This is a genomic window from Brevundimonas alba (genome assembly GCF_011927945.1).
In the GTDB taxonomy this organism is placed as follows: domain Bacteria; phylum Pseudomonadota; class Alphaproteobacteria; order Caulobacterales; family Caulobacteraceae; genus Brevundimonas; species Brevundimonas alba.
Map to the genome: position 1 here is coordinate 687,638 of NZ_JAATJM010000002.1, position 26,147 is coordinate 713,784.

The following is a 26,147-nucleotide window of genomic DNA, read 5'->3' on the forward strand; positions in this document are numbered from 1 at the left end:
AACCGGTGCATGAGCGACGCGGCCATAACCGACACGACCCGGGGCGAGGAGGTTCCGTCATCGCGCGCGCCGCAGCTTGAGCTGTCGGAGGCGCTGCTGGCCTCCCCTGGCCGCTTTTTCAATCGCGAGATCTCCTGGCTGAGGTTCAACGGCCGGGTGCTCGAGGAGGCCGCCAATCCGGGACATCCGCTGCTGGAGCGGCTGAGATTCCTGTCGATCTCGGCCAATAACCTCGACGAGTTCTTCATGACCCGCGTCGCCGGCCTGAAAGGTCAGCTGCGCGAGCGGGTCCGGGTGCTCTCGGCCGACGGCCTGACGCCCGCAGAGCAGCTGGAGAAGGTCAGCGTCGCGGCCGGGCGACTGATGGACGAGCAGCAGCGGCGGTGGCGCAAGCTGCGCAAGGAATTGACAGCGGCCGGCATCGAGGTGGTCGATCCGGCGAAGATCACCCGCACGGAACGCGAGCGGCTGGAGCCCGAGTTCCTCAGCCAGTTGTTCGCCATCCTGACGCCGATGGCCATCGATCCGGCCCACCCCTTCCCCTTCCTGCCCAACCTGGGCTTCTCGCTGGCGCTGAAGCTGCGGCGGCGTTCGGACAACCGCACTCTCTATGCGCTGGTGCCGGTGCCGACCCAGGTGAAGCGGTTCTGGCCCCTGGCCACCGACGGCCGGTCGACGCCGGGCCGGAAGCGCTACATCGCGCTGGAGAGCCTGCTGATGCTCTTCATGGACCACCTGTTCCCCGGCTGCGACGTGCTGGAGCGGGGCGTCTTCCGGCTGATCCGGGACTCGGACATCGAGATCGAGGAAGAGGCGGAAGACCTCGTCATGGAGTTCGAGGAGGCGTTGAAGCAGCGCCGGCTCGGATCGGTTGTGCGCATCAAGATCGAGGCGTCCATGCCGGACGACCTGCGCACCTTCATCACCAACGAGCTGGACGCCGCGCCGCAGGACATCGTCCTCGTGGACGGCATGCTGGGGCTGGCGCAGGTCTCGGACATCATTCCCAGCGGCCATCCCGATCTGAAATTCTCCGGCTATGAGCCCCGCTATCCCGAGCGGGTGCGCGACAACGGCGGCGACATTTTCGCGGCCGTCCGCGAGAAGGACATGTTGATCCACCATCCGTTCGAGAGCTTCGACGTGGTGGTGCAGTTTCTGCGGCAGGCCGCGCGCGACCCGCACGTCATCGCCATCAAGCAGACGCTGTACCGGACCTCGCGCGACAGTCCGATCGTCGCCGCCCTGATCGAGGCGGCGGAAAACGGGAAGAACGTCACCGCCCTGGTCGAGATCAAGGCACGGTTCGACGAGGAGGCCAACCTCAAATGGGCGCGGGCCATGGAGCGAGCGGGGGTCCACGTCGTCTTCGGATTCGTCGAGTACAAGACCCACGCCAAGCTCAGCGTCGTCGTGAGACGCGAGGGCGAGGGACTGCGGACCTATTGCCACTTCGGCACCGGCAACTATCACCCGGTGACGGCGCGGGTTTACACGGATCTGAGCCTGTTCACCTGCGACCCCGTGCTGAGCCGCGACGCATCGCGGGTGTTCAACTACATCACCGGCTACGCCACGCCGGACGAGCTGGAAGCGCTGGTCGTCTCGCCGCTGAACATGAAGACGACCCTCATCGACCTGATCGGTCACGAAATGGCGGCGGCGGCCAAGGGCAAGCCGGCCGCGATCTGGGCCAAGCTGAACTCGCTGGTCGATCCGGGCGTGATCGACGCCCTGTACCGGGCCAGCCAGTGGGGGGTACGTATCGAGCTGGTGGTGCGCGGCATCTGCTGCCTGCGTCCCGGAGTGCCCGGGCTGTCGGAAAACATCCGGGTCAAGTCGATCGTCGGCCGCTTCCTCGAGCACAGCCGGGTCGTCGCCTTCGCCAATGGCCGCGACCTGCCGCACGACAAGGCCAAGCTGTTCATTTCCTCCGCCGACTGGATGACCCGCAATCTCGACCGGCGGGTGGAGCTGATGACGCCGGTGCTCAACGCCACGGTCCACGATCAGGTGCTGGACCAGATCATGGTCGCGAATCTGAAGGACGACGCCCAGAGCTGGGTGCTCGACGCCGAGGGCGACTATCACCGCGTGGCGCCCGTCGATCCCGAACGGCCGTTCTCGGCGCACAAATATTTCATGACCAACCCGAGCCTGTCGGGCCGTGGCCGCAAGGTGAAGACCCTGCCCGGGCATCTGAGCTACGAGCCCTCCCGGAAGAAGCGTTGATGCCGGAGCCACTGGTTTCCGTCCTCGGCGCGCCCCGCGAGTTCGCCGCCATCGACATCGGCTCCAACTCGGTGCGTCTGGTCCTGTACCGGCTGGAGGGCCGGGCCGTCTGGACGGTGTTCAACGAGAAGGTGCTGGCCGGATTGGGGCGCGATCTCGCCACCACCGGCCGCCTGTCCGAGGACGGAGCGGCTCTGGCGCTGACGGCGCTGAAGCGGTTCGCTGCGGTTCTGGATGGGGTGAAGCCGGCCCGGACGTTCGTCGCTGCTACGGCCGCCATTCGCGAGGCGGACGACGGTCAGGCCTTCTGCGAACGGGTGGCGGCGGAGACCGGCCTGATCATTCGCGTCCTGTCGGGCGAAGAGGAAGCCCGCTACGCCGCGCTCGGGGTCATCGCCGGCATGCCGACGGCCCGGGGGGTCGCGGCCGATCTGGGCGGCGCCAGCCTCGAACTGGTCCGGATCGGGGAAGGCGGCGTTGAGCGGGGCATCACCCTGCCGCTCGGCCCCTTCTCGCTGGCCAGTGACGGGGCGTTCGACGCGGGCAAGCTGCGTGAGACGATCGCCAAACGGCTCAAGCCCGCCGCCGACTTCAGCACCGACACCCTGTACGCGGTGGGCGGGGCCTGGCGGACGCTGGCGCAGGTTCATATGGGCGTGGCCCGCTACCCGCTGCAGATCGTGCATCAGTATGTAATGAGCGCCGCGGACGCGAAGGACATCGCCCGGCTGATCGCCCGGTCGTCCAAGGCGTCTCTGGAGAGCTGGAAGGGCCTGTCGAAGAAACGGGCGGAAACCCTGCCCCACGCGGCGCTGGTGCTGGAAGGTCTGATCGAGCGGCTGGGGCTTGAGCGGATCGTACTGTCGGCTTGGGGCGTACGCGAGGGGCTTCTTTACGAGGCGCTGGACGAGGAGACGGTGGCCGCGGATCCGCTGCTGGCGGGCTGCACCGCCCTCGGGGCCCGCCAAGGGATCTCGCCGGGCCTGCCGGGAGCGTTGTTCGGCTGGATTCAGCCGATCTCCACCGCCCTGCCCTCCTCGTTCGGGGCGGAGCGGGATCTGACGCTGGCGGACGCCGCCTGCCGCCTGGCCGACCTCGGGGCGCGGCTGCATCCGGACCACAGGATCGAACTGGCCTTCGACCAGGTGCTGCGCGCCCCGATCCCGGGTCAGACCCATGCCGAGCGGGCCTGGCTGGCCACCGCCGTCAACGCCCGCTACGGCGGCGCCGCGGCGACGCCGGAGCCGGATACGGTCGCTAGGCTGCTGACCGAGGAGCAGCGCACCGCCGCCCGGGCGCTGGGTCTCGCCATCCGTCTCGCCTGCGACCTGTCGGGCCGATCGCCGCAGCTTCTGGTCAACGCCCACGTCGCGGTGAAGGACGGCGCGCTCGTGCTGTCGGCTTCGGACGGCTACGCAGACGTGCTGCTGGGCGAGCAGACGCGGCGGCGCGGCAAGGCGCTGGCCGAGGCGATGGGGCTGAAGCTGGACCTGCGAAGCGGCGGCTGAGGCGAGTTTAGTCGCCCATCCACCAGGTCATGCGCACGCCCTCGACCGTCTGATCGCCCACTCGCAGCCTGCCGGTCATGACGACGCCATCTCCGCCGAGATTGCGCTTCGCCGTGGCGAGAGCGCCCGGGTCCAGCCGGCCCTCGAAGGTGACCCGGCCCAGTTCCGCCGATTGGCCCGAGAAGGCGACGGCGGTGTCGCTGACGGCATAGGAGGTGGGCAGAACACGGGCGGTGACGCTGCGGGTCTCGCCGAGTTCGGTCTCGACCATCGGGCTGGTCGCGTCGTCGAACTGCAGCATGACCGGCGCGAACGTCGCGCTGCGGCTTCCGCCTTCCCAGCTCTGGAAGTCCGTCGACTGGCCGACGAAGAGGTGGTTCAGCCGCCACTTGCCGACGGCAACGTCGCCGACCGGCATGTAGTAGCCGGACATGTCGGACGTCATGGCATGGGCGAAGCCGGGCGCGGGCGTCGCCGGCGCTTCCGTACCTCCAGTCGCCGATGGGCCAGGCTCAGCCGGCTTGTCGCAGGATGCGAGGGCCAGGGCGGCGAAGACGGCGGCGACGGTCAGGTGTCTGATATGCATGGAGCCCTCCGGAAACCGGAGCCGATCACGCGCCGCCGCCGCTGTCGAGCCCTAGCGGTCGAGCGCCCGGTCCAGAGCCCGGAACGAGACGATGGAGAGTTCGGTGGCGCTGATGAACACCGACGGCGTGATCCGCTCGAAGTCGTCCGACGGGCGGTGATAGTCGGGATGGTAGTTCACCCCCAGATACAGGAACGGAATCTGGGCGTGATAGAAGGCCGCGTGATCGGAGGCGTCGACCCAGTTGTCTTCGCCCGTGTCCTGCGGCGTGTCCTTGCCGAAGGCCAGGGCGACGGAGCCGTTGGCCGGGATCAGCTCGAGGATGGGGCGCAGGTTGGGGTTCTGGTAGGTGCCCGTGACCCACAGCTTGCCGTCGGTCTCGGCGCGGGCCGTCATGTCGAAATTCAGGTTCATCGAGATCGAGGTGAGCGGCACCGGCGGCGCCTCGACGAAATGCTTGGCGCCGAGCAGTCCGCGCTCCTCGCCATCGACAGCGACGATAAAGACGCTGTGCTCGGGCGCCTGACGCTTCAGATCAGCCGCCAGCGCCAGCATGGTCGCCACCCCGGACGCGTTGTCGTCGGCGCCGTTGAATACCTGACCGTCGTTGGTCCCCACATGGTCGTAGTGGGCGGTCACGACGATGTATTTGTCGGTCACGCGGGTTCCCGGAATGACGCCGATGATGTTCACGCCGTTGAAGGTCTTGGGCCCTTCCCGGGTGCGGCCCTGCATCTCCCAAGGCTGTTCGCGGCCCATCGGCGGCGCGACGACGCCGAGTGATTCAAGCCGGCCGATGATGTAGGCGCGGGCCATGGCGCCGCCGGGCGAGCCGGTGTCGCGGCCCTGCATGTCGTCGGCGGCGAGGATGCGGACATCCTCCAGCAGCTGGGCATGCATGACCGAGGGCTCGGGCGCGGCCGGGGGGGCCGGCGGGCCGTCGGAGGCGCAGGCGGCCAGAAGCAGGGCTGCGGCGGCCGACGACAGGGCCAGATGACGGAACGGGACCATGGATTCTCCTCTTCGACGGGGAGGCTAGCAGGCCCGGCCGCGTGCGTCAGATTAAGGTGTCGTCATGTGACCGCTTGATCAGGCCGCCACGTCGCCGGATAACGATGCAACATCGTCGGAGGTCCCATGTCCCTGCTTCGCCGCTCCTTTTCGGCTCTCGCGCTGGTCGTCACCCTCGCCGCGCCGGCCGGCTCCGCGCTCGCGCAGGACGCCCCGGCCGCCGCGCGCCCCTCGATGCTGGAGCGGGCGGTGAACACGGTCCACGTCACGAGCTGGAGCGTCTACGGACCGCATGAGACCCATGAGATCCTCGAGGCCACGGTGCAGGGCGGCCATGCCTTGCGGGTGAACGTATCCACGCCCGGGGCCAATCCATGGGACACGGGGGCGGGGTCGCTGACGACGAAGCCCGTCAAGGCCGGAGACGTCATGCTGCTGGCGGTCTGGCTGCGGACCGAGCGGGCGCCGGAGGGCTCCGGCGGCGGGCGGGCGATCGTGCGGCTGCAGGGGTCGGCCGAGCCCTATCCGGAGATCGGCAGCGCGGCGGTCACCCCCGGCGGCGAGTGGAAGCTGTATTTCGCCAATGGCGTGGCGGCCCGCGACTTCGCCCCGGGCGAGATGGGAGCTACGGTTCAGCTGGCGGGCGCGAGCCAGACGATTGATCTGGGCCCGGTCTTCATCCTCGACATGGGCCCGGATTACGACCGTTCGACCCTTCCGGCGAACTGAGCGTTTGCCGGGAAGTCCCGCTCGGGGCAGACCCGTCACATGGCCGCGCGAATCCCGATGACCGAGACCCCCGTTTCCGAGCTGGACGCCATTGGAGCGGAGGCGGAGCTGGCCCGGCTGAGCGCCGAGCTGGCGCATCACGACGCCCTGTATCACGGCCATGACGCGCCGGAGATTTCGGACGCGGCGTATGACGCGCTGAAGCGGCGGGCGCTGGAGATCGAGAGCCGGTTCCCGGAGCTGACGATGGCGACCTCGCCGTCGCAGGTCGTCGGGGCGGCGGTGTCGAGCCAGTTCGCGCCGGTGCGGCACGGCGTGCCGATGCTCTCGCTGGACAATGCGTTCGACGGCGGCGAGGTGGCCGATTTCGAGGCGCGTATCCGGCGGTTCCTGAAGCTGCCGGAGGGTGAACACGTCGCCTTTGTCGCCGAGCCCAAGATCGACGGCCTGTCCGCCAGCCTGCGCTACGAGAATGGCGTTCTGGTGCGCGGGGCGACGCGGGGCGACGGCCGGACGGGCGAGGACGTGACGGCCAATCTGCGCACCATCGCGGACATCCCGGAGCGGCTGTCCGGCTCCGGCTGGCCGGAGCTGATTGAGGTGCGGGGCGAGGTTTACGCGCCGAACGACGCGTTCGACGCCTTCAATGCGGCGGCCGAGGTGGCGGGGTCCCGGACCTACGCCAATCCCCGGAATTTCGCCGCCGGGTCGCTGCGGCAGAAGGACGCGGGGATCACGGCGCAGCGCCCGCTGCGATTCTTCGCCTATGCCTGGGGCGAGGTCTCGGCGCCGTTCGCGGCGACCCAGTGGGAGGCGCTGCAGGCGCTGCGGGGCTGGGGCTTCGAGGTCAACTCCCGATCACAGCGGGTCGAGGACGCGGCGGGATTGATCGCCCTCTATGACGGACTGCAGACCGACCGGGCGACGCTCGGCTATGACATCGACGGGGTGGTCTACAAGGTCGACCGACTGGACTGGCAGGACCGGCTGGGCTTCGTCGCGCGGACGCCGCGCTGGGCCATCGCGCACAAGTTTCCGGCGCAGCAGGCGCAGACGGTGCTGGAGGGCATCGACATCCAGGTCGGTCGGACGGGGTCGCATACGCCGGTGGCGCGGCTGCATCCGGTGACGGTCGGGGGCGTGGTTGTGCGCAATGCGACGCTGCACAACGCCGACGAGATCGAGCGGCTGGACGTGCGGATCGGCGACACGGTGACCCTGCAGCGCGCCGGCGACGTGATCCCGCAGATCCTCGGCGTGGTCGACGCGGAGCGAGCCGGGCGTGGCGAGCCGTACGCGTTCCCGCACGTCTGCATCTGCCCGCTCAGGACGGCGCTGGTGAAGGAGACGACGGCGTCGGGGGTCGAGTCGGTGGTGCGGCGCTGCACAGGCGAGCTGGCCTGCCCGTTCCAGCGGATCGAGCATCTGAAGCATTTCGTCAGCCGGCGCGCCTTCGACATCGAGGGGCTGGGCGAGAAGCAGTTGATCGCCTTCCACGAGCGGGGCTGGATCAGCCAGCCGGCGGACATATTCCGGCTGGCGCGGGACGAGGCGAAGCTGGACGCCCTGAGCGCCGAGGAGGGCTATGGCGAGACCAGCGTGCGCAATCTGGTGGCGGGGATCGACGCGCGGCGGATGATCGCGCTGGACCGGTTCATCTACGGGCTCGGCGTGCGGGACATCGGCGAGCAGACCTCGATCGTGCTGGCGCGGGCGTTCGAGAGCTGGCCTGCGTTCGAGGCGGCGTGCCTGGCCGCGGCGGACGGCTTGCCGAGCGAGGATTGGGTGCGTCTGAACGAGGCGCATGCGGTGTCGCCCCGGGTCGTGGTGGCGCTGGCGGAGGCGTCTCCGCCGGAGCGCGATCCGTGGCCCGAGGCGCCGCTGGACCAGAAAATCGCCCTCGCCTTCCCCGGCCTCGCGGCTCCGGCGCGGCGCGGGCTGGCGACGCTGGCGGACGACTGGGCCGGGCTGGTGCGGCTGGCCGAGGTGGCGCGGAGCGAGGGGCCGTCCGAGGGACTGGGGCAGATCGCGGGGGTATCGGGTGTCGGACCGGTGGCTGCGCGGGCGCTGGCGCTGTTCTTCCGGGAGACGCACAACCGGGCGATGGTCGATGCGCTGGTGGCCGAGCTGGACCGGATCGAGGACGCGGAAAAGCCGAAGTCGGATACCGCCGTGGCCGGCAAGACCGTTGTCTTCACCGGCGCGCTGGAGCGGTTCACGCGGGACGAGGCCAAGGCGCGGGCGGAGAGCCTCGGCGCCAAGGTGTCGGGCTCGGTTTCGAAGAAGACCGATTACCTCGTGGCGGGCCCAGGAGCGGGGTCCAAGATGGCCGATGCCCTCAAGCACGGGGTGACGGTGCTGACCGAGGACGAGTGGCTGGCCCTGATCGGATGATCGAGATCACCACGCGAACCCGACCATGCCTCCGGAACACCCCGATTCATTGTGGTCGAACTTCCAAACGTCGCTGAAGCCGCCACGTCTGCTGTTTGCTTTTCAAAGACCGTCATGAAGGCGACCGTGTCGAGACCGCTGACATGGGGTCGGTCGGCGGCCGGTCAAGATATCCATCGGAATATATTCCTACACCGATGCCGACGAGCCGAAGCCCTGCTCCATCGGAGAAGAACCAGATCGGGCTAGCGGTTTAGCGCCGCCCTCGCCGCCTCGGCGTAGCGGTGGCCGGAGGCGGCGCCGCGGGGGAAGACGGCGTCGATGCGGGCGAGGTCTTCCGGCGTCAGGGTCAGGTCGGCGGCGGCGGCGTTTTCTTCCAGGGTGCGGATGCGGCGCGTGCCGGGGATGGGGACGAGGTGGTCGCCCTGGGCCAGCACCCAGGCGAGGGCCAGCTGGGCGGCGGTGACGCCCTTGTCGGCGGCGATCTCCGTCACGGCCGTGACCAGGTCGAGGTTCTTCTGGAAATTCTCGCCCATGAAGCGCGGGTTCGAGCGGCGGAAATCGTCGGGGGCGAGGTCGTCGACCGACTTGATCTCACCGGACAGGAAGCCGCGGCCGAGCGGGCTGTAGGGCACGAAGCCGATGCCGAGTTCGTCGCAGACGGCGAGGAGTTCGTCCTCCGGGTCGCGGCTCCACAGCGAATATTCGGTCTGCAGGGCCGTGATGGGATGGGTCGCGTGGCCGCGGCGCAGGGTGTCGGGCGCGGCTTCGGACAGGCCGAGGAAGCGGACCTTGCCCTCGGTCACCAGCTCGGACATGGCGCCGACCGTCTCCTCGATCGGCGTGTTCGGGTCGACGCGGTGGAGGTAGTAGAGGTCGACGTGGTCGACGTTGAGCCGTTTGAGGCTGCCCTCGATGGCGCGGCGCACGTTGGCGGGCGAGCCGTCGACGGCGAGGGCCGTGCGGTCGGCGTTGTAGCCGATGCCGAATTTCGTGGCGATGAAGGCCTTGTCGCGGCGGTCCGCCAGCGCCTTGCCGACCTGAATCTCGTTGGTGTGCGGGCCGTACATCTCGGCGGTGTCGAAGAAGTTCACGCCGAGGTCGAGGGCGCGGTGGATCACGGCCGTCGCCTGCGCCTCGTCGGAGGCCTGTCCGTAGAAGGCGGCCATGCCCATGCAGCCGAGGCCGATGGCGGAGACTTCGGGACCGGCCTTGCCGAGACGACGGGTTTTCATGGAAGCGCTCCTGCGATGTGCAGCGCCTCAGGTCGGGGCGGCGCCGCCGTTTCGCAAGGCCCCGTCAGAGCGGCGCGGCCGCCGCCTTCAGCCACTCCAGCACCTCGCCGTCCAGCAGCGGGCCGACCTTGGCGAGAGTCTCGGCGTGATAGGCGTCGACGTAGGCGCGCTCGGCGTCGGTCAGCAGGCTGACGTCGATCAGGCGGCGGTCCAGCGGGGCGAAGGTGAGCTGTTCGAAGCCGTGCATGGGCCGCTCGCCGCCGGGGATGGGCGCGGGCGGGGTGACGACCTGCAGGGTCTCGATGCGGATGCCCCAGTGACCCTCGCGATAGTAGCCGGGCTCGTTGGACAGGATCATGCCGGTCATCAGCGGCTGGCTGTTGACCATTTTGGCGATGCGCTGCGGGCCCTCGTGGACGCCGAGATAGCTGCCGACGCCGTGACCGGTGCCGTGATCGTAGTCGAGGCCGGCCATCCACATCGGCAGGCGCGCCAGGGCGTCGAGCTGGTGGCCGGTCGTGCCTTCAGGGAAGCGCACCACGGCCATGGCGATATGGCCCTTGAGGACGAGGGTGAACATGCGGCGCTGGTCGGCGGTCGGTTCGCCGACGGCCATGGTGCGGGTGACGTCGGTGGTGCCGTCGAGATACTGGCCGCCGCCGTCGACGAGCAGGAGGCTGCCCTTTTCGATGCGGCGGATCTTGTCGCCGACGGGCTTGTAGTGCGGCAGGGCGCCGTTCGGGCCGGCCCCGGCGATGGTGTCGAAGCTGAGATCCTTGAGCGCGCCGGTGGCCTCGCGGAAACCCTCGAGCGCCTCGGCGATCTCGCGCTCGGTCGGCAGGGTCTGCTGGGCGACGGTGTCGACCCAGTGGAGGAAGCGGGTCAGGGCGGCGCCGTCGCGGATGTGGGCCTGACGCGTGCCCTCGATCTCGACCGGGTTCTTGCAGGCGCGCGGCAGGGTGCAGGAGTCCATGGCGCGAACGACGGTCGCGCCGGCGGCGTCGAGGCGGTCGAAATACCAGGCGGAGGACTGGCCGGGATCGATCACGACCGACTGGCCATACAGGGCGTCGAGCGCGGCCGGCAGGGCCTCGGGCGCTTCCAGCGACACGGCGTCGCCGAGCCAGCCGGGCAGTTCGTTGGTGACCTTGCGCGGGTCGATGAACAGACGCGCCGTCCCGTCGGCCTTCACGATGGCCTGCGACAGCGGCAGGGGCGTGCGGATGACGTCGCCGCCGCGGATGTTGAACAGCCAGGCGATCGAGGCGGGGGCGGTCAGGACGGCGGCGTCGGCGCCGGCCTTCGCGATGGCCTCGCCGATGCGGGCGCGTTTCGAGGCGCTGCTCTCGCCGGCGTAGCGGTCGTCATGGGGGACGACGGGGGCGGACGGCTGCTCAGGCCGTTCTTCGCCCCAGGCGAGATCGAGCGGATTGGGTTCGACCGGCTTGAGCTCGGCGCCGGCCTTCGACGCGGCGCGCCTGAGGGCGGCGAGCGAGTCGGGGCTATGCAGGCGCGGGTCGTAGCCGATGACGGCGCCCTTGGGGGCGGTTTCGAGCCAGGCGGCGACACCGTTGTTCTCGAGCGAGCGGATCTCGAACTGGGCCGGATCGACCTGCGCCTTGACCTGCACCGTGTAGCGGCCGTCGGCGAAGACCGCGGCGCGGTCCTTGAGCACCACCCCCGCCCCGGCCGAGCCGGTGAAGCCGCTGAGCCAGGCCAGGCGGTCGTTGGCGGCGGGCAGGTATTCGTTCTGGTGCTCGTCCTCATGCGGGACCAGCAGGCCGTCGAGACCCTGTTCGGCCATGCGGGCGCGGACCCGCGGCAGGTGTTTGGCCCCGAAGGAGGGATCGGTGGTTTCGTCGAAGGACTGGCGCATGGGGGTAGATAGCCTCGGCGGCGGCAGTTGGGAAAGGGCGGCGGTTCGGCTTGCCGGGCGCAGGGCGGCGGGCATGGGTGATCGCCGCTTGCGGACAAGCGGTTGGGGAGGCGTGCGGAGCGCCGGGCCTGCGCCCGGAGTTCGTTTTGGTTTTACCGTTTCGACGCAGTCAGACGCTCCGCGCGGAGATTGTTCGGAAGCTTGCGTCGGGTGGCGGTGTTATCGCCTTACCGCAGCGCCTCCGGCGGGCGGGTCGTGCTTGCGACACGAGCCCCGGACCGGACGAGTATCCCCCTCGCCCCTCAACCCGCTTCTCCACATCCCGCCGCCAAAGGACGCAAGGCCTCTGCGCCTCCCGGTGCGACGGGACGGGAGCATTATGCGCCGGCGGACTTATGCGGATGGAAGATTGGGTTGAGAAAAGGCGAAGTCGCTGAAAACGCGGAGGTTCGTCCGCGCTATCCGACTATAGAAACGCGGATTGTAAGCACAGCGTCATGGGATTTCGTCTCCTCCCTGTCGCGCAGCGATGGGGAGGGGGACCGCGAAGCGGTGGAGGGGTGAGGTGCAGCGCACAACCGTTGTGTCTTCGGACCCCTCCACCACCCTGCGGGTGGTCCCCCTCCCCATTCGCGAAGAGCGAACGGGGAGGAGACGGAGGCGCGATCAGTTCTGCGGGGTCGTGGGGCTGACGACGGCGGTGCCAGTGGACGGCGCGGGGGCCGGGGCCTGGACGACGACCGGGACGCGACGTTCGACGATGACCGGTTCGGCGGCTCGGGCCTGGGCGGCGCGGGCCTCGGCGGTGGCGGCGGCGGCGTTGGCGCGGGCGATCTCGACGCTGGCCTGGGCGCCGGCGACCTGACCGGCGACAAGGGCCTGATCGGCCTGGGCCTGGGCTTCGGCGGCGTCCAGCTGGGCGTCGAGCAGGGCCGGGTCGGTCTCGGGCGAAGAACCGCGGGCGAACAGGATCCACAGCACCGCGACGAGGACGACGCCGCCGAGGATGCCGGCGATCCACCAGCCGGTGTTGGACTCGCGCACGACGACCGTTTCGACGGTCTCGGTATAGGCCGGCTCGACGGTGCGAACCTGAACGGTTTCGGTATTCGGATCGTACTGGTTCACGGGCAGTCCTCCATTGGACTGCCGCAACGGCTCCGGTTGGCGTCCGTTCCGCCGTTAACCCACTCGGCGCAGAACGAGTGCGCTCCATGCATCACGCCGGATCCGCCGTTCGAGCACGAAACCGCGCGACAGATAGGCGGCGGTGACCCGGCGTTCCTGGGTGCGCAGCAGGCCGGACAGGATGGCCACGCCGCCGAGTCTGAGCGCCTCCTTGATGTCCTGCGACAGGCTTACCAGCGGCGGGGCGAGGATGTTGGCGAAGACGAGGTCGTAGGGCCCCTGCCCCCGCACCTTGCGGTCATTCAGGCCAAAGGCGTGGACGAAGCGCGCGTTGGCGAGGTTCAGCTTCGCATTTTCGTTGGCGATGCGGACCGAGGGCTCGTCGATGTCGGTGCCGACCGAGACCTTCGATCCGGTCTTCGCCGCCGCGATGGCGAGGATGCCGGTGCCGCAGCCGACGTCGAGCACGCGTTCGAACCTTTCGCGTTTCAGCAGCTCGTCATAGGCGAGCAGGCATCCGACTGTGGTGCCGTGGTGGCCCGTGCCGAAGGCGGCGCCGGCGTCGATCTTCAGGTTGACCGTATTCTTAGGCACCACGCCCTGATCGTGGGCGCCGTAGATGAAGAAGCGGCCGGCGCGCACGGGCGGCAGGCCGGACAGCGACATGGCCAGCCAGTCGGCGTCGGCCAGCTTTTCGACGATGACGGTCAGGCCGTCGTGGGCCTTGAGCCGGGTCTCGATGCCGAGCGCGTCGGCCTCGTCATTGGGGAAGGCGTCGATGCGCCAGATGCCGCGATCCTCGTCTTCCTCGAGGATGGAATAGGTGGCGCCCTCCAGCAGAGGGTCGGAGTCGAGGGAGGCGGCGGCGGCTTCGGCCAGCGCTCGCGGGCCCCTCGCGATTATTTGAACTGCGGACTCGGACATTTCTCAAACACCGCTATCATTGCGAATCGAGACACGCGCTGGCGTGCTCTCCTGCGCCAGCATCAACCAACTGAACCGAGGGGTCGGGGAAACCATGGCTAAAGCACCGTCCAAGTCGAGTACCGCCAAACCGAAGGCGGCCGCCGCCGCTTCCAAGCCGAAACCGGCCGCAAAGTCGAGCGCCGCGAAACCGGCCGCCGCCAAGGCTCCCGCCAAGGCCGCCGCGCCGAAGCCGGTCGCCGCCGCCAAGGCTGCTCCGAACGCGGCTGCCAAGCCCGCTGCCAAGCCCGCCGCCAAGCCGGCCGTGAAGGCCGCGGCTCCGGCCAAGGCCGCTGCGCCCAAGCCCGCCGCTGCGAAGAAGCCGGCCGCCGCCGCCAAGAAGCCCGCCGCCAAGGCCGCTGCGCCCAAGGCCGCGGCTCCGACGGCTGCTCCGGCCGCCAAGCCCGTCGCCGCTGCCGCCGCTCCGGCTGCGGCCCCGGCGCCCAAGCCTGCCGCTGCTCCGGCTCCGGCCGCCCCGGCGTCCGCCGCCAAGCCGGCCGAGAAGAAGGGTTTCCTGACCGGCCTGCTGGACACCATCTTCGGCAAGCGTTGATCGCGCCGGTCGGGCGCACAGCCTGAAACGACGAAGCGCCGGAGGATCGCTCCTCCGGCGCTTTTTCGTGCGTGCCTGCTAGCGGCGGATCAGCTTTCCGGCAGGTCTTCCGCCAGGATGGCCATCTCGAACATGAAGCTGCCGGCCTCGTCCTCGTCCTCGAAGACGACGCCGATGAATTCGTCGCCGACGTAGACCTCGGCCGAGTCGCTGGGCTTGCCGCGCGGCTTCAGGATGATCCCGCCCGTGTTGAAGGTGCGCTTCAGGTGCGTCTCGACGCGCTTCATGTCGGCGGTGTTCATGGTCGGCCTCAGGTCTGTCTCGGAGCGGCGGACCCTAGAGAAAGGCCCGGCGAAGGGAAACCCTCCAGCGTCAGATCACGAAGTCATAGACGATGTCTGCGAGGGTGTGATCCATGGTCCGGGCCGGAGCGGCCTCGGTCGGGCAGTTGACCAGCCGGGCCGGAACGCCGGCGACGGTGCAGCCGGCGGGCACGGGTTTGAGGACCACCGAACCCGAGGCGACCTTGGCGTAGTCGCCGACGGTGATGTTGCCCAGCACCTTGGCCCCGGCGCCCAGAAGGACGCCCTTGCCGATCTTGGGATGACGGTCGCCGCGCTGGGCGCCTGTGCCGCCGAGGGTGACGGCGTGCAGCATGGAGACGTCGTCGCCGACCACCGCCGTCTCACCGATGACGATGCCGGTGCCATGGTCGAGGAACAGGCCCGAGCCGAGCCGGGCGGCGGGATGGATGTCGACCTGGAACAGTTCGGACATGCGGCTCTGGAAGTGGAAGGCCAGAGAGGTGCGACCCTGGTTCCAGAGCCAGTGGGAGACGCGGTGGCCCTGCAGCGCCTGGAAGCCCTTGAAGTAGAGGAAGGGCTGCAGCAGCGTCTTGATGGCCGGGTCACGCTCGGCGACGGCGCGCAGGTCGGCCTCCGCGGCGGATACGATGGCGGGATCGGACTCGAAGGCGTCGCGGCAGATCTCGCGCACCGACATGGGGCCGAGCTCGGCGTCACCCAGTTTGCGCGCGATCTGGAAGCCGAGGGCGGCGGCCAGGTTGCTGTGCGACAGGATCACCGCATTCATCTGCGAGGCCAGATGCGGCTCGGCGCGGGCGGTGTCTTCGGCGGCGGCGCGCAGCTGGTCCCAAGTGTCCGGACGCGCGGCGACGACTTCGAGCTGGGGCATCCGGGTCTCCTTCGGCGACATCATACGCTCGCCAGCATGGCCTTCGCCAGTTCCGGCGGAAGCTCGCCCTCGCGGGCCATATGGTAGGCGCGCAGGGTGGTGGCCACGGTGAACATGTCACGGATCGCGCCGCGGCCGATCTCGCGCAGCAGATCGCCGAAGGGGACGCGGGCGACGCGGATGACCTCGGTGGGGTCGGGATCGATGGGCGCGGGCTGGAAGTCCCAGGCGATCCACGACAGGGCGCGCTCGTCGGTGATGGAGTTGGCCATCTCGACCTTGAGCGCCTCGCGCCAGCAGGCGGCGCGCAGGCCGGCCTCCTCGGCCAGTTCGCGTCTGGCGCCCTCCAGCGGATCCTCGTCGAACGGGGCGCCGCCCTCGGGCATCTCCCACGACCAGTTCATCAGGGCGAAGCGCTGCTGGCCGACGAGGGTGACCGTGCCGTCATCGTGGATGGGCAGGACGCCGACGGAGATGTTCCTCGGCCGCATGACGACATAGTCGGCCTCGAGGCCGGTCGGGGCGGTCGCGGGATGGCGGGTCAGGCGCATCCACGGGTTCTCGAAGATGATGCTCTCGCCATCGCTGCGCCACGGCGGCGGGCGGTCGGTTCCGTCGTCCCAGGCGGGGGTCGGGCGGTCGGCGTCGAAGGCGTCGCGTGAATCGGTCATGGGCGGCATATGGCGCCGGGAGGCCGGGACGACTAGCTAGGCAGGATGACCGACTCCGATCTGGGCCGCGCCCTCCCCCTCCCTACGCCTTCCAGCGAACTGCAGACCCGGCTGGCGGAGCGACGCTCGGCGCCGGCGCAGGCGTTGGGCGGACCGGGGCCGTCGCGAGCGGAGATCGAGCGCATTCTGCTGCTGGGCGCGCGGACGCCGGATCACGGCAAGCTGTTCCCATGGCGGTTCGTGGTCATGGGGCCGGAGAGCCGGGCGAAGCTGGCGGAGAGCTTGCGGCCGCTGGCGGAGCGTCAGCCCGACGCGGGCAAGGCCGGCAAGGTGCTGTCGAAGCTGACGGCGGCGCCGGTGACGGTTCTGGTGGTGTCCGCGCAGGTCGAGAGCCAGAAGGTCCCGGTGTGGGAGCAGCAGCTGTCGGCCGGGGCGGTGTGCATGAATCTGGAGCACGCCGCGAACGCGCTCGGCTATTCGACGAGCTGGATCACGGACTGGTACAGCTATGACCCGCAAGCGCTTGAATTGCTGGGTGTTGAGCCGGACGAGCAGGTGGCGGGCTTTGTGCATATCGGCACGCTGGCGGAGGCTCCACTGGAGCGGCCGCGGCCGGACCTGACGCAGAAGGTGGTCTGGCGGGACTAGGCGAAGGCCGACTGGATCGAGAAGGCGGTGGCGACGGCGAACGCCAGCGTCACGACGACGAGGGCCGCGATCATCAGGTCTTCGGTGCGGTCGCGGGCGGGGCGCATCCCCGGAACCTTGGGGGGATTCGGCTTTACGGGCGATTACCGCTCCATGCCCGCGAGATAGCGGCGGGCCAGCAGGGGTTTGCCGAGCCAGTAGCAGAGCTCTGCGGGGCGTTCGATGTCCCAGACCGCGAGGTCGGCGGCCTTGCCGGGTTCGATCGTGCCGGTTTCGGCGGAGAGACCGAGGGCGCTGGCGGCAACACGGGTGGCGCCGGCGAGCGCCTCCTCCGGCGTCAGGCGGAACTGGACGCAAGCGAGGTTGAGAGCCGCCGTCATGGAGGCGACCGGCGAGGTGCCGGGGTTGCAGTCGGTGGCCACGGCCATGGCCACGCCGTGACCACGCAGCAGGTCGACAGGCGGCACTTGGGTCTCGCGCAGCATCAGGAAGGCGCCGGGGAGCAGTACGGCGACGACGCCGGCCTCCGCCATGGCGCGGACGCCCGCCTCGCCGGTGTGTTCGACGTGGTCGGCGGACAGGGCGCTGTATTTCGCCGCGAGGGCAGCGCCGCCCCCGTCGGAGAGTTGGTCGGCGTGGAGCTTGACCGGCAGGCCGAGAGACCGGGCCTTTTCGAACAGGCGGCCGACCTCGTCGGTGGTGAAGGCTATGGGTTCGCAATAGGCGTCGACGGCGTCGACGAGGCCTTCGGCGTGGGCGGCCGGGAGGATTTCATCCACAGCCTTGTCCACATAGGCGGCGCGGTCGGCACGATGCTCGGGTGGGACAGCGTGGAGGCCGAGGTAGCTGGTGCGGACGCGGACGCCGGCCTCGCGGCCGATGCGGCGGGCGACGCGGAGCATCTTGAGCTCGCTGTCATGGTCGAGGCCGTAGCCTGACTTGATCTCGACGGTGGTGACGCCGGTGGCGACGAGGCCGGCGAGACGGGTCAGGGCGGAGGCGTAGAGGTCGTCCCCGGAGGCGGCGCGGGTGGCCGCCACGGAGGAGACGATGCCGCCGCCGGCGCGGGCGATCTCCTCGTAGGTGGCGCCGCCCAGCCGCTGTTCGAACTCGCCGGAGCGGTCGCCGCCGAAGACGAGATGGGTGTGGCAGTCGATCAGGCCGGGCGTGACCCAGCGGCCGTCGAGCCGGTCGGTTTGCGCGGCATCGTGCTGCGGCAGGTCGGTGCGCGGGCCAGCCCAGACGATGCGGCCGCCGGCGATCAGGACCGCCCCGTCGTCGATGGCGCCGTAGACTTGGCCGCCCTCCCTCATGGTGGCGAGGCGGCAGTCGGTGATCAGCAGATCGGCGCGGATCATCGCGCCTCGAACCCGGCGAGGAGTTCGCAGAACCAGCGGCCGGCGGTCAGGGAGCCGAGGTCGCCGATCTCGAGGGACGGGTCGTATTCGGTCAGGTCGACGGCCTTCACCTTCGGATGGGCGGCGATGACGCGGGCGGCTTCGAAGAAGTCGTGGACGGAGACGCCGCCGGGGCGGGCGCCGGGCGAGGCGGGCCACTGGCTGCGGTCGATGACGTCGATGTCGAAGTCGACGTAGATGACCTCCGCGACCGCGGACAGTCGGGCGAGCTCTTCGGCGACGACGGCGGCCATGCCGTTGTCGCGGCACTCGCGGGCGGTGCGGACGGAGATGCCGGCGGCCTTCGCCTTGTCGTGGGCCCGGCGGGTGTTGGCGAAGGGGGCGAGGCCGATCTGGCTGATGCAGCGGCCGTCGAGGCCGTCCTCGAGCAGGGCCTGCACCGGATTGCCGTTGGTCAGGCCCTGATCGGTGTCGCGCAGGTCGAAATGGGCATCGAGGGTGAGCAGGCCGACGCGGTTCAGGCCGAGGGCGTGGACGCCGGGCCGGGTGATGGCGTTGTTGCCGCCGATCAGGACGGTCAGGGCGCGGCCGGACTGGGCAGCCACGGCGACGCGGACGGGTTCGAAGGCGTCGGCGGGGGTGACGGCCTTGAGCGGGACATCGCCGGCGTCGTGGATGCGGGTCGAAAGCTCGGCGCCGGTCTCGACATCATAGGTGGAGAAGCGCGGCAGGACAGCGCGGAAGGCCCTGGGGCCGAGATCACAGCGGCCGGGCGTCAGGGAGCGCTCGTTGAGGCCCGCGCCGATCAGGGCGACGGGGGCGTCCGGGTGCGGGCCGACGAGGTCGGCGACGGAGCGCCAGCCGAGGGCGTCTGAGTCTGTCATCCGCTCACATAACGCGTTCCAGCCTTGCTGGTCGAGAAAGGGGTGAAGGCGCTAGAAGGCCTCATGACGACTCAACAGACCTCGAACAGCCGTGTCGTGCGGGCGCCGCGCGGACCGGAGATGACGGCGAAGACCTGGGCTGCCGAGGCGGCGCTGCGGATGCTGATGAACAATCTGGATCCGGAGGTGGCGGAGCGGCCGGAGGACCTGGTGGTCTATGGCGGGATCGGCAAGGCGGCGCGGGACTGGGCGTCGTTCGACCGGATCGTTGACGAGCTGCGCAATCTCGAGGCCGACCAGACGCTGCTGGTGCAGTCGGGCAAGCCGGTGGGGGTGTTCCGGACGCATGAGGACGCGCCGCGGGTGCTGATCGCCAACTCCAATCTGGTGCCGAAATGGGCGACCTGGGAGCATTTCAACGAACTCGATCGCAAGGGTCTGATGATGTACGGCCAGATGACGGCCGGGTCATGGATCTACATCGGCACCCAGGGCATCGTTCAGGGCACCTACGAGACCTTCATGGAGGCCGGGCGCCAGCACTATGGCGGCGACTGGTCGGGCCGATGGATCCTGACGGGCGGGCTCGGCGGCATGGGCGGAGCGCAGCCGCTGGCGGCGACCATGGCCGGGGCGTCCTGCCTCGCGGTGGAGTGCCAGCGCAGCCGGATCGAGATGCGGCTGAAGACCCGCTACCTCGATGTCATGGCCGAGACGCTGGACGAGGCGCTGGCCATCATCGAACAGGCCAAGGCGGACAAAAAGCCGATATCCGTCGGGTTGTTGGGCAATGCGGCGGATGTTTTGCCTGAACTGGTGAAGCGCGGCGTGCGGCCCGATCTGGTGACGGACCAGACCAGCGCCCACGATCTGGTCAACGGATATCTGCCGCAGGGCTGGACCGTGGCGGAGTGGGAAGACCGGCGGGTCTCGGACCCGGAGGCGGTCAAGAAGGCGGCGCGCAAGTCCTGCGCCGTCCACGTGCAGGCCATGCTCGATTTCGAGGCGATGGGCATTCCGGTTACCGACTATGGCAACAACATCCGCCAGGTGGCCTTCGACGAGGGGGTGACGAACGCCTTCGACTTCCCCGGCTTCGTGCCGGCCTATATCCGCCCGCTGTTCTGCCGGGGCGTGGGCCCGTTTCGCTGGGCGTCGCTGACGGGCGATCCGGAGGATATCCGCAAGACCGACGCGGCCATGAAGACCCTGTTCCCCGACAACGCCGGCCTGCATCGCTGGCTGGACATGGCGGGAGAACGGATTGCGTTTCAGGGACTTCCGGCACGTATCTGCTGGATTGGATTGGGTGATCGCCACCGCGCGGGGCTGATGTTCAACGAGATGGTGGCGTCGGGCGAGCTGTCGGGACCGATCGTGATCGGCCGTGACCATCTGGACAGCGGTTCGGTGGCGAGCCCCAACCGCGAGACCGAGGCGATGATGGACGGCTCGGACGCGGTATCGGACTGGCCGCTGCTGAACGCTCTGCTGAATACGGCTTCGGGGGCGAGCTGGGTGTCGCTGCACCACGGCGGCGGAGTCGGCATGGGCTATTCGCAGCATTCGGGCGTGGTCATCGTGGCGGACGGGACGCCGGAAGCGGCGAAGCGGCTGGAGCGGGTGCTGTGGAACGACCCGGCGACGGGAGTCATGCGCCACGCGGACGCCGGGTATGAGATCGCCAGGGCGGCCGCGCGTGAGCATGGGTTGAACTTGCCGGGCCTGGGGGGCTGAAAATGAAGATCACCATCGGCCAATCCCCCCTCACCCTCGCCCAACTGCGGGCGGTCCTCGAAGACCCCTGCACGGTCGAGCTCGCGCCCGACGCGTGGGCCAATGTCGAGCGCGGCGCGGCGGTTGTCGCCGCCATCGTGGCCGAGGGCCGCACGGTCTATGGGGTGAACACCGGGTTCGGCCTGCTGGCCAACACCTCGATCGCCACGGACGATCTGGAGACGCTGCAGAAGAATCTGGTGCTGAGTCACGCCTGCGGGGTCGGGCCGCTGCTGGACGATGCGGTGGTGCGGCTGCTGATGGTGCTGAAGATCGCCTCGCTGTCGAAGGGAGCCTCGGGCATCCGCCGGGGGACGCTCGAGGCCCTGATCGCCATGGTCAACGGCGGGGTGCTGCCGTGCATACCGTCCAAGGGGTCGGTCGGGGCCTCGGGCGATCTGGCTCCGCTGGCGCACATGAGCTGCGTGCTGATCGGGGTTGGCGAGGCGCGGGTGAACGGCGAGACGATGCCGGCCGAGGCGGCGCTGGCGACCGTCGGCCTGAAGCCGATCGTTCTGGGGCCGAAGGAAGGGCTGGCGCTGCTGAACGGCACCCAGTGCTCGACCGCGCTGGCGCTCGCCGGGCTGTTCGCGGCCGAGGCGGCGTTCGCGGGGGGCGTGGCGGCGGGAGCCCTGTCCGTGGACGCACTGAAAGGATCGGATGCGCCGTTCGACGCGCGCATTCACGCCCTGCGTGGTCAGCCGGGACAGATCGATGTCGCGGCGCGACTGCGGGCGCTGATGGCGAGCTCGGCGATCCGTGAGAGCCATCGCGAGGGCTGTCACAAGGTGCAGGACCCCTACTCCCTGCGCTGCCAGCCGCAGGTGATGGGGGCGGTGCTGGACGTGCTGCGGAACGCCGCCGCGACGCTGGAGCGCGAGGCCAATGCGGTGACCGACAATCCGCTGGTGTTTATCGACGAGGGCGACGTGATCTCGGGCGGTAACTTCCACGCCGAACCCGTTGCTTTCGCGGCAGATCAGATCGCCGTGGCCCTCTGCGAGATCGGCAATATCTCGGAGCGGCGGACGTCGATCCTGGTCGATCCGAAGATGAGCGATCTGCCGGCGTTTCTGGTGCGCGAGAGCGGGCTGAACTCCGGCTTCATGATTGCCCAGGTGACGGCGGCGGCTCTGGTGGCGGAAAACCGGATGGTGGCCCATCCGTGCAGCGTCGACACCGTGCCGACCAGCGCCAACCAGGAAGACCATGTGTCGATGGCGACGCACGGCGCGCGGCGGCTGCTGGACATGGCCGAGAACACGGCGACGGTGGTGGCTATCGAGCTGCTGGCGGCGGCGCAGGGGCTTGAATTCCATCGACCCCTGACCTCGTCCCCGGCGCTGGAACAGGTGTTCGCCATCGTGCGCGAGGCGGCGGCGGCCTATGGCTCCGACCACTATTTCGCGCCGGACATCGCGCGAGCCACGGACGGGGTGCGCGCGGGGCGGTACCGCGGGTTCGCGGGGGATTTGCTGCCGTCCGCCTAAGCCTGCAGCGGGGCCTTGCGCAGGGCGGTCAGGTTGGCGGAGCCGGTGCAGAAGCAGACGGTGCGCAGCTGGCGGATCAAGACTTGGAAATGCTCGACCACGGCCTCGGTCGAGACGGTGGCCGCGGCGAGGACGCCGGCGGCCTGACCGACCATGTCGGCGCCGAGCCGGATGGCTTTCGCGGCGTCGACGCCGTCGCTGACGCCGCCCGAGCCGATGATCAGGGACTTCGGACAGGCGGCGCGGACCTCGGCGATGGCGCGGGCTGTGGGGATGCCCCAGTCGGCGAAGGCGGCGGCGTGGGCCTTGTCGGCGATCCCGGTCGCCCGCTCGCCCTCGACCGTGGCCCAGTTGGAGCCGCCCGCCCCCGCCACGTCGATCCCGGCCACGCCCATTTCGACCAGACGCTTCGCGGTCGCCGCGGAGATCCCGGCGCCGGTCTCCTTGACCAAGACGGGAGCGTCGAGCGCCTTGACCAGCGCCTGAAGCGCCGCGCCGACGCCCCACCAGTCGCGGTCGCCCTCGGGCTGGCAGGCCTCCTGCAGCGGGTTGAGGTGAACGATCAGGGCGTCGGCGGCGATCATGTCGAGCACCCGCCGGGCCTCGTCGATGCCGAAGCCGCGGGTCAGCTGGGCCGCGCCGATATTGGCGAGGATCGGGGTGTCGGGCGCCTTGAGCCGGAGGGCCATGTCGAGGCCGAGCGTCGGCGCGTCCGCCTCCAGCGCCGCGCGCTGGGAGCCGACGGCCAGGGCGATGGCGAGATGCTGGGCGGCCTCGGCCAGACGGGCGTTGATGGCCTCGGCGCGGCTGGGCCCGCCGGTCATCGAGCTGATCAGCAGGGGCGCCTTGAGGCGACGGCCGAGGAAGTCGGCGCCGAGGTCGATCTTGCCGTGGTCGAGGTCCGGCAGGGCCTCGTGCACGAAGCGGACGCCGGCGAAGCCGCTGTCGAGGGCGTGCCGCGCCTTGCCGGCGAGGATGACGTCGAGGTGCTGGTCCTTGCGGGCGGTGATGTCGGTCAAACGCTTACTCCGCCGGCGCGGTTGGATCAGGGCTGCTGTTTCTCGACGGTCAGGGCGTAGACGCCGGTCTGACCCTGCTGATAGGCGCCGGCGCGGATTTCGAACGTGCCGTCCTCGGGCGCGGTCCACTCCAGTTTGGCGTGGGTGTCTGTCAGGCCGTCATCGTCCGAGCCGAGGATTTCGAACTTGCCGTCCTCCTCCTGACCGACGGCGACGAAGCTGTCGACGTCGTTCGAGACCATGGTGATCAGCAGTTTTTCGTCTTCGTGCAGGGTGATGCGGTAGGCGTCGTAATGGGCGTTGCTGTCGGTGGTGGCGTCATTGTCGGTCAGGGCGCCCCAGGCGGTGGAGCCGATCAGGATGCTGCCGGGCTGGGGCTGGGGGCCGCGGTCGACGAGCTCGAGCGCGTACAGGCCCTTGGCGTCGGCCCCGAGCGGCAGGGCGCGCAGGACGTAGTCGCCGTCGGCCGGCAGGGTGAAATACAGGCGCGAGTCCGTCCCCTCCATCAGGCCGTCGTCGTCCGAGGCAAGGGCGGTGAACTCGCCCTCGGCCTTGCCGATCTGCAGGAAGGTGTCGAAGTCCCCCGAGCGCATGATGGCCTGGATGCGCTGGCCCTCGATGCCCGAGAAGGTGAAGGCGTCGTAGCCGCGGTCGTCGCCGTCGCGGGGATCGGTTTCGCCGATCTCGCCCTCCAGCTTCGTGCCGAAGGCGATGGCGTCGGGCGCGCGGTCGGCCTCGACCGCGGTGATCGAGAGCTCGTAGTCGCCGGTGGCGGTCGAGAAGGCGCGGGCCTCGACGACATAGGAGCCGGTGCGCGGCAGGGTGAAGGTCAGGCGGGAGTTGGTGCCCTCCGGGCCGCCGTCGTCGTCTTCGCCGAGGCTGACGCGGTTGTCGTCGAAAAGTTCGACCACGGTGTCGAAGTCGTCGGACGTCATGTCGATGCGGACGCGCTGGCCCTCTCGGCCCTCGAAGCGCCAGGCGTCGGCGGGGATGTCGCTCTCGTTCTTGCCGTCGCTTTCAGCGAGCTGGCCGGTGACCGTAGCGCCGATGGCGATCGGCTGGGCCGGCAGCGGGGCCGGGCCTTCGCGCAGGGACAGGCTGTAGCGGCCCTCGGCGGCGGCGGTCAGGGGGGTGACGCGGATCAGATACTCGCCGTCGTCCGGCGCGGTGAAGACGAGCCGCGAGTTCAGGCCGTCGTCGGGACCGTCGTCGTTCTGGGCCAGTTCGGCGAAGGCGCCGCTTTCCATCCGGCCGATGCGGACGATCGGGTCGAAGGCCTCGCTGTCGAGGGCGACGGCGAAGCGCTCGCCGGCGCGGGCGCGGAAGGCGAAGGCGTCATAGGGCAGGCCGTCGTCGGCTTCCGGATCGCGGGCGGTCAGCTCGCCATTGACCGTTTGGCCGAGGCGGATGCCGGACGGGCGCGGCGCCCGGGGCGCGGGCGGGCGTTCGGTCAGGCTGAGGGTGTAGGCGCCGCCCTCCAGGCCCGACAGGGTCCGGGCGCGCAGGATGTAGGTCCCGGCTTCGGTGACAGTGAAGCGCAGGCGGGAATCGGTGCCGTCGCCCAGGCCGTCGTCGTCGGTGCCGATCACAGTGTCCATGTCGTCCTGGCGCCGGACCTCGAGCACGGTATCGAACGCTCCGGAGCGCATGGTGGCTTCGAGCCGCTGACCCGCGCGGGCGCTGACGAGGTATTCGTCGAAGCGATAGGCGTCGTCCTCGGCGGCGGCGTCGCCTTCGCCGAGCGATCCCTCCACCGACGCGCCGATGCGCAGGGGCTCCGCCGACTGGGCCAGCACGGGGCCGGCGGCCAGGACGAGGGCCAGACTGCTGGCGGCGGCGAGAATGGTCTGACGGCGCATGCGGTCCCCCTGATTGCGGCTCGATCATAGACGCCGAACCGCGCCGTCTGTAAATCGCGGTCACCGCACGATTCCTGACGACCGGAGCCGAATTCATGACGGCCGATCCCGCCCGCGCGACCCTGATCGACGGCAAGGCCTTTGCGGCCGGCCTGGTGGAGCGGGTCGCCGCCGCCTCGGCGCGGCTGGAAAGCGCTCATGGCGTCAAGCCGGGGCTCGCCGTGGTGATCGTCGGCGAGGACCCGGCCAGCCAGATCTATGTTCGCAACAAGGGCGAGACCACGCAGCGGGCGGGGATGCGGTCGGACACCCACCGGCTGCCGGCGGAGACCCCGCAGGACGAACTGCTGGCGCTGATCGCAGCGCTGAACGGGGATGCGGGCATCCACGGGATTCTGGTCCAGCTGCCCCTGCCCGGCCATATCGATTCGGCCGCCGTTCTTGGGGCGATCGATCCGGACAAGGATGTGGACGGGTTCCATGTGGTCAACGCCGGACGGCTGGCCGTGGGTCTGCCGGGTCTCGTACCGTGCACGCCGCTGGGCTGTCTGATGCTGCTGAAGAGCGAGCTCGGCGACCTGTCGGGGCTGAACGCCGTGATCGTCGGGCGCTCCAACATCGTCGGCAAGCCGATGGCGCAACTGCTGCTGGGCGAGAGCTGCACGGTAACCATCGCGCATTCGCGGACGCGGGACCTGCCGGCACTGTGCCGGACGGCGGATATTCTGGTCGCGGCCGTGGGCCGGGCGGAGATGATCCGCGCGGACTGGATCCGGCCCGGCGCGACGGTCATCGATGTCGGCATCAATCGTGTGCCCTCGCGCGATCCGATGAAGGCGGCGCAGGGCAAGACGCGGGTCGTGGGCGACGTCGCCTTCGACGAGGCGGCGGCGGTCGCGGGGCGGATCACGCCCGTGCCCGGCGGCGTGGGACCGATGACCATCGCCTGCCTGCTGGCCAACACCTATACGGCGGCGTGCCGGGCCGCGGGCGTCGCGCCCGAGCCGCTGGACGCTTGAACGGCGAACCCTAA

The 26,147-nt window shown here is 69.7% G+C and carries 22 protein-coding genes; 9 read left to right on the top strand and 13 right to left on the bottom strand.

Annotated elements, in window-relative coordinates; translation table 11 throughout:
- The first annotated feature begins 9 nt into the window (after positions 1 to 9).
- Positions 10 to 2,232 carry an RNA degradosome polyphosphate kinase gene (locus GGQ87_RS13955; RefSeq protein WP_168048758.1) on the top strand — a complete coding sequence of 741 codons (2,223 nt, stop codon included), beginning with the start codon at positions 10 to 12 and terminating at the stop codon, positions 2,230 to 2,232.
- Positions 2,232 to 3,740 carry a Ppx/GppA phosphatase family protein gene (locus GGQ87_RS13960; RefSeq protein ID WP_168048760.1) on the top strand — a complete coding sequence of 503 codons (1,509 nt, stop codon included), beginning with the start codon at positions 2,232 to 2,234 and terminating at the stop codon, positions 3,738 to 3,740. Before GGQ87_RS13955 ends, GGQ87_RS13960 begins: the two co-directional genes overlap by 1 nt.
- A 7-nt stretch (positions 3,741 to 3,747) precedes the next feature.
- On the opposite strand, the gene GGQ87_RS13965 is transcribed toward GGQ87_RS13960, so the two are convergent.
- Positions 3,748 to 4,326, bottom strand: a complete 579-nt coding sequence (locus tag GGQ87_RS13965; protein WP_209282568.1) for a hypothetical protein — start codon at positions 4,324 to 4,326, stop codon at positions 3,748 to 3,750.
- Positions 4,327 to 4,377: 51 nt separating this feature from the next.
- The gene (locus GGQ87_RS13970) at positions 4,378 to 5,337 is read right to left on the bottom strand and encodes a M28 family peptidase (protein ID WP_168048762.1); all 960 of its coding nucleotides are present in this window, start codon (positions 5,335 to 5,337) and stop codon (positions 4,378 to 4,380) included.
- A gap of 126 nt (positions 5,338 to 5,463) precedes the next feature.
- Here GGQ87_RS13970 and GGQ87_RS13975 point away from each other — a divergent pair, with 126 nt between their 5' ends.
- Together GGQ87_RS13975 and ligA are read left to right on the top strand one after the other, a co-directional pair.
- Positions 5,464 to 6,066, top strand: a complete 603-nt coding sequence (locus GGQ87_RS13975; protein ID WP_168048764.1) for a hypothetical protein — start codon at positions 5,464 to 5,466, stop codon at positions 6,064 to 6,066.
- 57 nt (positions 6,067 to 6,123) lie between these two features.
- A complete protein-coding gene (ligA, locus tag GGQ87_RS13980) occupies positions 6,124 to 8,460 on the top strand; it encodes an NAD-dependent DNA ligase LigA (RefSeq protein ID WP_168049300.1) in 2,337 nt (778 codons plus the stop codon).
- Positions 8,461 to 8,705: 245 nt separating this feature from the next.
- Here ligA and GGQ87_RS13985 read toward each other — a convergent pair whose 3' ends face one another.
- The 4 genes from GGQ87_RS13985 to GGQ87_RS14000 all read right to left on the bottom strand — a co-directional run bounded on the left by GGQ87_RS13985 (position 8,706) and on the right by GGQ87_RS14000 (position 13,623).
- On the bottom strand, positions 8,706 to 9,695 hold the full coding sequence (locus tag GGQ87_RS13985) for an aldo/keto reductase (RefSeq protein WP_168048766.1): 990 nt from the start codon (positions 9,693 to 9,695) through the stop codon (positions 8,706 to 8,708).
- A 64-nt stretch (positions 9,696 to 9,759) separates the two neighbouring features.
- The gene (locus GGQ87_RS13990; protein WP_168048768.1) at positions 9,760 to 11,571 is read right to left on the bottom strand and encodes an aminopeptidase P family protein; all 1,812 of its coding nucleotides are present in this window, start codon (positions 11,569 to 11,571) and stop codon (positions 9,760 to 9,762) included.
- A 666-nt stretch (positions 11,572 to 12,237) separates the two neighbouring features.
- Complete coding sequence (locus tag GGQ87_RS13995) at positions 12,238 to 12,699, bottom strand: hypothetical protein (RefSeq protein WP_168048770.1); 462 nt, start codon at positions 12,697 to 12,699, stop codon at positions 12,238 to 12,240.
- A 54-nt stretch (positions 12,700 to 12,753) separates the two neighbouring features.
- Positions 12,754 to 13,623 (bottom strand): 50S ribosomal protein L11 methyltransferase, encoded by an 870-nt coding sequence (locus GGQ87_RS14000; protein WP_168048772.1) that lies wholly within the window; start codon positions 13,621 to 13,623, stop codon positions 12,754 to 12,756.
- A 94-nt stretch (positions 13,624 to 13,717) separates the two neighbouring features.
- Between GGQ87_RS14000 and GGQ87_RS14005 the strand changes: the two genes are divergently transcribed.
- On the top strand, positions 13,718 to 14,215 hold the full coding sequence (locus GGQ87_RS14005; protein WP_209282569.1) for a hypothetical protein: 498 nt from the start codon (positions 13,718 to 13,720) through the stop codon (positions 14,213 to 14,215).
- Positions 14,216 to 14,304: 89 nt separating this feature from the next.
- Here GGQ87_RS14005 and GGQ87_RS14010 read toward each other — a convergent pair whose 3' ends face one another.
- The 3 genes from GGQ87_RS14010 to GGQ87_RS14020 all read right to left on the bottom strand — a co-directional run bounded on the left by GGQ87_RS14010 (position 14,305) and on the right by GGQ87_RS14020 (position 16,080).
- Positions 14,305 to 14,517, bottom strand: coding sequence for a DUF3126 family protein (locus tag GGQ87_RS14010; protein ID WP_168048774.1), 213 nt, complete (start codon positions 14,515 to 14,517; stop codon positions 14,305 to 14,307).
- A 70-nt stretch (positions 14,518 to 14,587) separates the two neighbouring features.
- On the bottom strand, positions 14,588 to 15,409 hold the full coding sequence (gene cysE / locus GGQ87_RS14015) for a serine O-acetyltransferase (RefSeq protein WP_168048776.1): 822 nt from the start codon (positions 15,407 to 15,409) through the stop codon (positions 14,588 to 14,590).
- A 20-nt stretch (positions 15,410 to 15,429) separates the two neighbouring features.
- On the bottom strand, positions 15,430 to 16,080 hold the full coding sequence (locus GGQ87_RS14020) for an NUDIX domain-containing protein (RefSeq protein ID WP_168048778.1): 651 nt from the start codon (positions 16,078 to 16,080) through the stop codon (positions 15,430 to 15,432).
- 45 nt (positions 16,081 to 16,125) lie between these two features.
- Between GGQ87_RS14020 and GGQ87_RS14025 the strand changes: the two genes are divergently transcribed.
- Positions 16,126 to 16,728, top strand: coding sequence for a nitroreductase family protein (locus GGQ87_RS14025; protein ID WP_168048780.1), 603 nt, complete (start codon positions 16,126 to 16,128; stop codon positions 16,726 to 16,728).
- Positions 16,729 to 16,871: 143 nt separating this feature from the next.
- On the opposite strand, the gene hutI is transcribed toward GGQ87_RS14025, so the two are convergent.
- Together hutI and GGQ87_RS14035 are read right to left on the bottom strand one after the other, a co-directional pair.
- Complete coding sequence (gene hutI / locus GGQ87_RS14030; RefSeq protein WP_342448391.1) at positions 16,872 to 18,083, bottom strand: imidazolonepropionase; 1,212 nt, start codon at positions 18,081 to 18,083, stop codon at positions 16,872 to 16,874.
- Positions 18,083 to 18,970, bottom strand: a complete 888-nt coding sequence (locus GGQ87_RS14035) for an agmatinase family protein (protein ID WP_168048784.1) — start codon at positions 18,968 to 18,970, stop codon at positions 18,083 to 18,085. The genes hutI and GGQ87_RS14035 overlap by 1 nt, the downstream gene beginning before the upstream one ends.
- Positions 18,971 to 19,033: 63 nt before the next feature.
- On the opposite strand from GGQ87_RS14035, the gene hutU reads away from it, so the two are divergent.
- Both hutU and hutH read left to right on the top strand, forming a co-directional pair.
- Positions 19,034 to 20,707, top strand: a complete 1,674-nt coding sequence (hutU, locus tag GGQ87_RS14040; RefSeq protein ID WP_168048786.1) for a urocanate hydratase — start codon at positions 19,034 to 19,036, stop codon at positions 20,705 to 20,707.
- A gap of 2 nt (positions 20,708 to 20,709) precedes the next feature.
- Positions 20,710 to 22,236 (top strand): histidine ammonia-lyase, encoded by a 1,527-nt coding sequence (hutH, locus tag GGQ87_RS14045; RefSeq protein ID WP_168048788.1) that lies wholly within the window; start codon positions 20,710 to 20,712, stop codon positions 22,234 to 22,236.
- On the opposite strand, the gene fni is transcribed toward hutH, so the two are convergent.
- Positions 22,233 to 23,255: a type 2 isopentenyl-diphosphate Delta-isomerase gene (fni, locus tag GGQ87_RS14050; protein WP_168048790.1), complete on the bottom strand. Its 1,023-nt coding sequence runs from the start codon at positions 23,253 to 23,255 to the stop codon at positions 22,233 to 22,235. The genes hutH and fni overlap by 4 nt on opposite strands.
- A gap of 26 nt (positions 23,256 to 23,281) precedes the next feature.
- Complete coding sequence (locus GGQ87_RS14055) at positions 23,282 to 25,114, bottom strand: PPC domain-containing protein (protein ID WP_168048792.1); 1,833 nt, start codon at positions 25,112 to 25,114, stop codon at positions 23,282 to 23,284.
- 95 nt (positions 25,115 to 25,209) lie between these two features.
- Between GGQ87_RS14055 and GGQ87_RS14060 the strand changes: the two genes are divergently transcribed.
- Positions 25,210 to 26,133 (top strand): bifunctional methylenetetrahydrofolate dehydrogenase/methenyltetrahydrofolate cyclohydrolase, encoded by a 924-nt coding sequence (locus GGQ87_RS14060; protein ID WP_168048794.1) that lies wholly within the window; start codon positions 25,210 to 25,212, stop codon positions 26,131 to 26,133.
- The last annotated feature ends 14 nt before the right edge of the window (positions 26,134 to 26,147 follow it).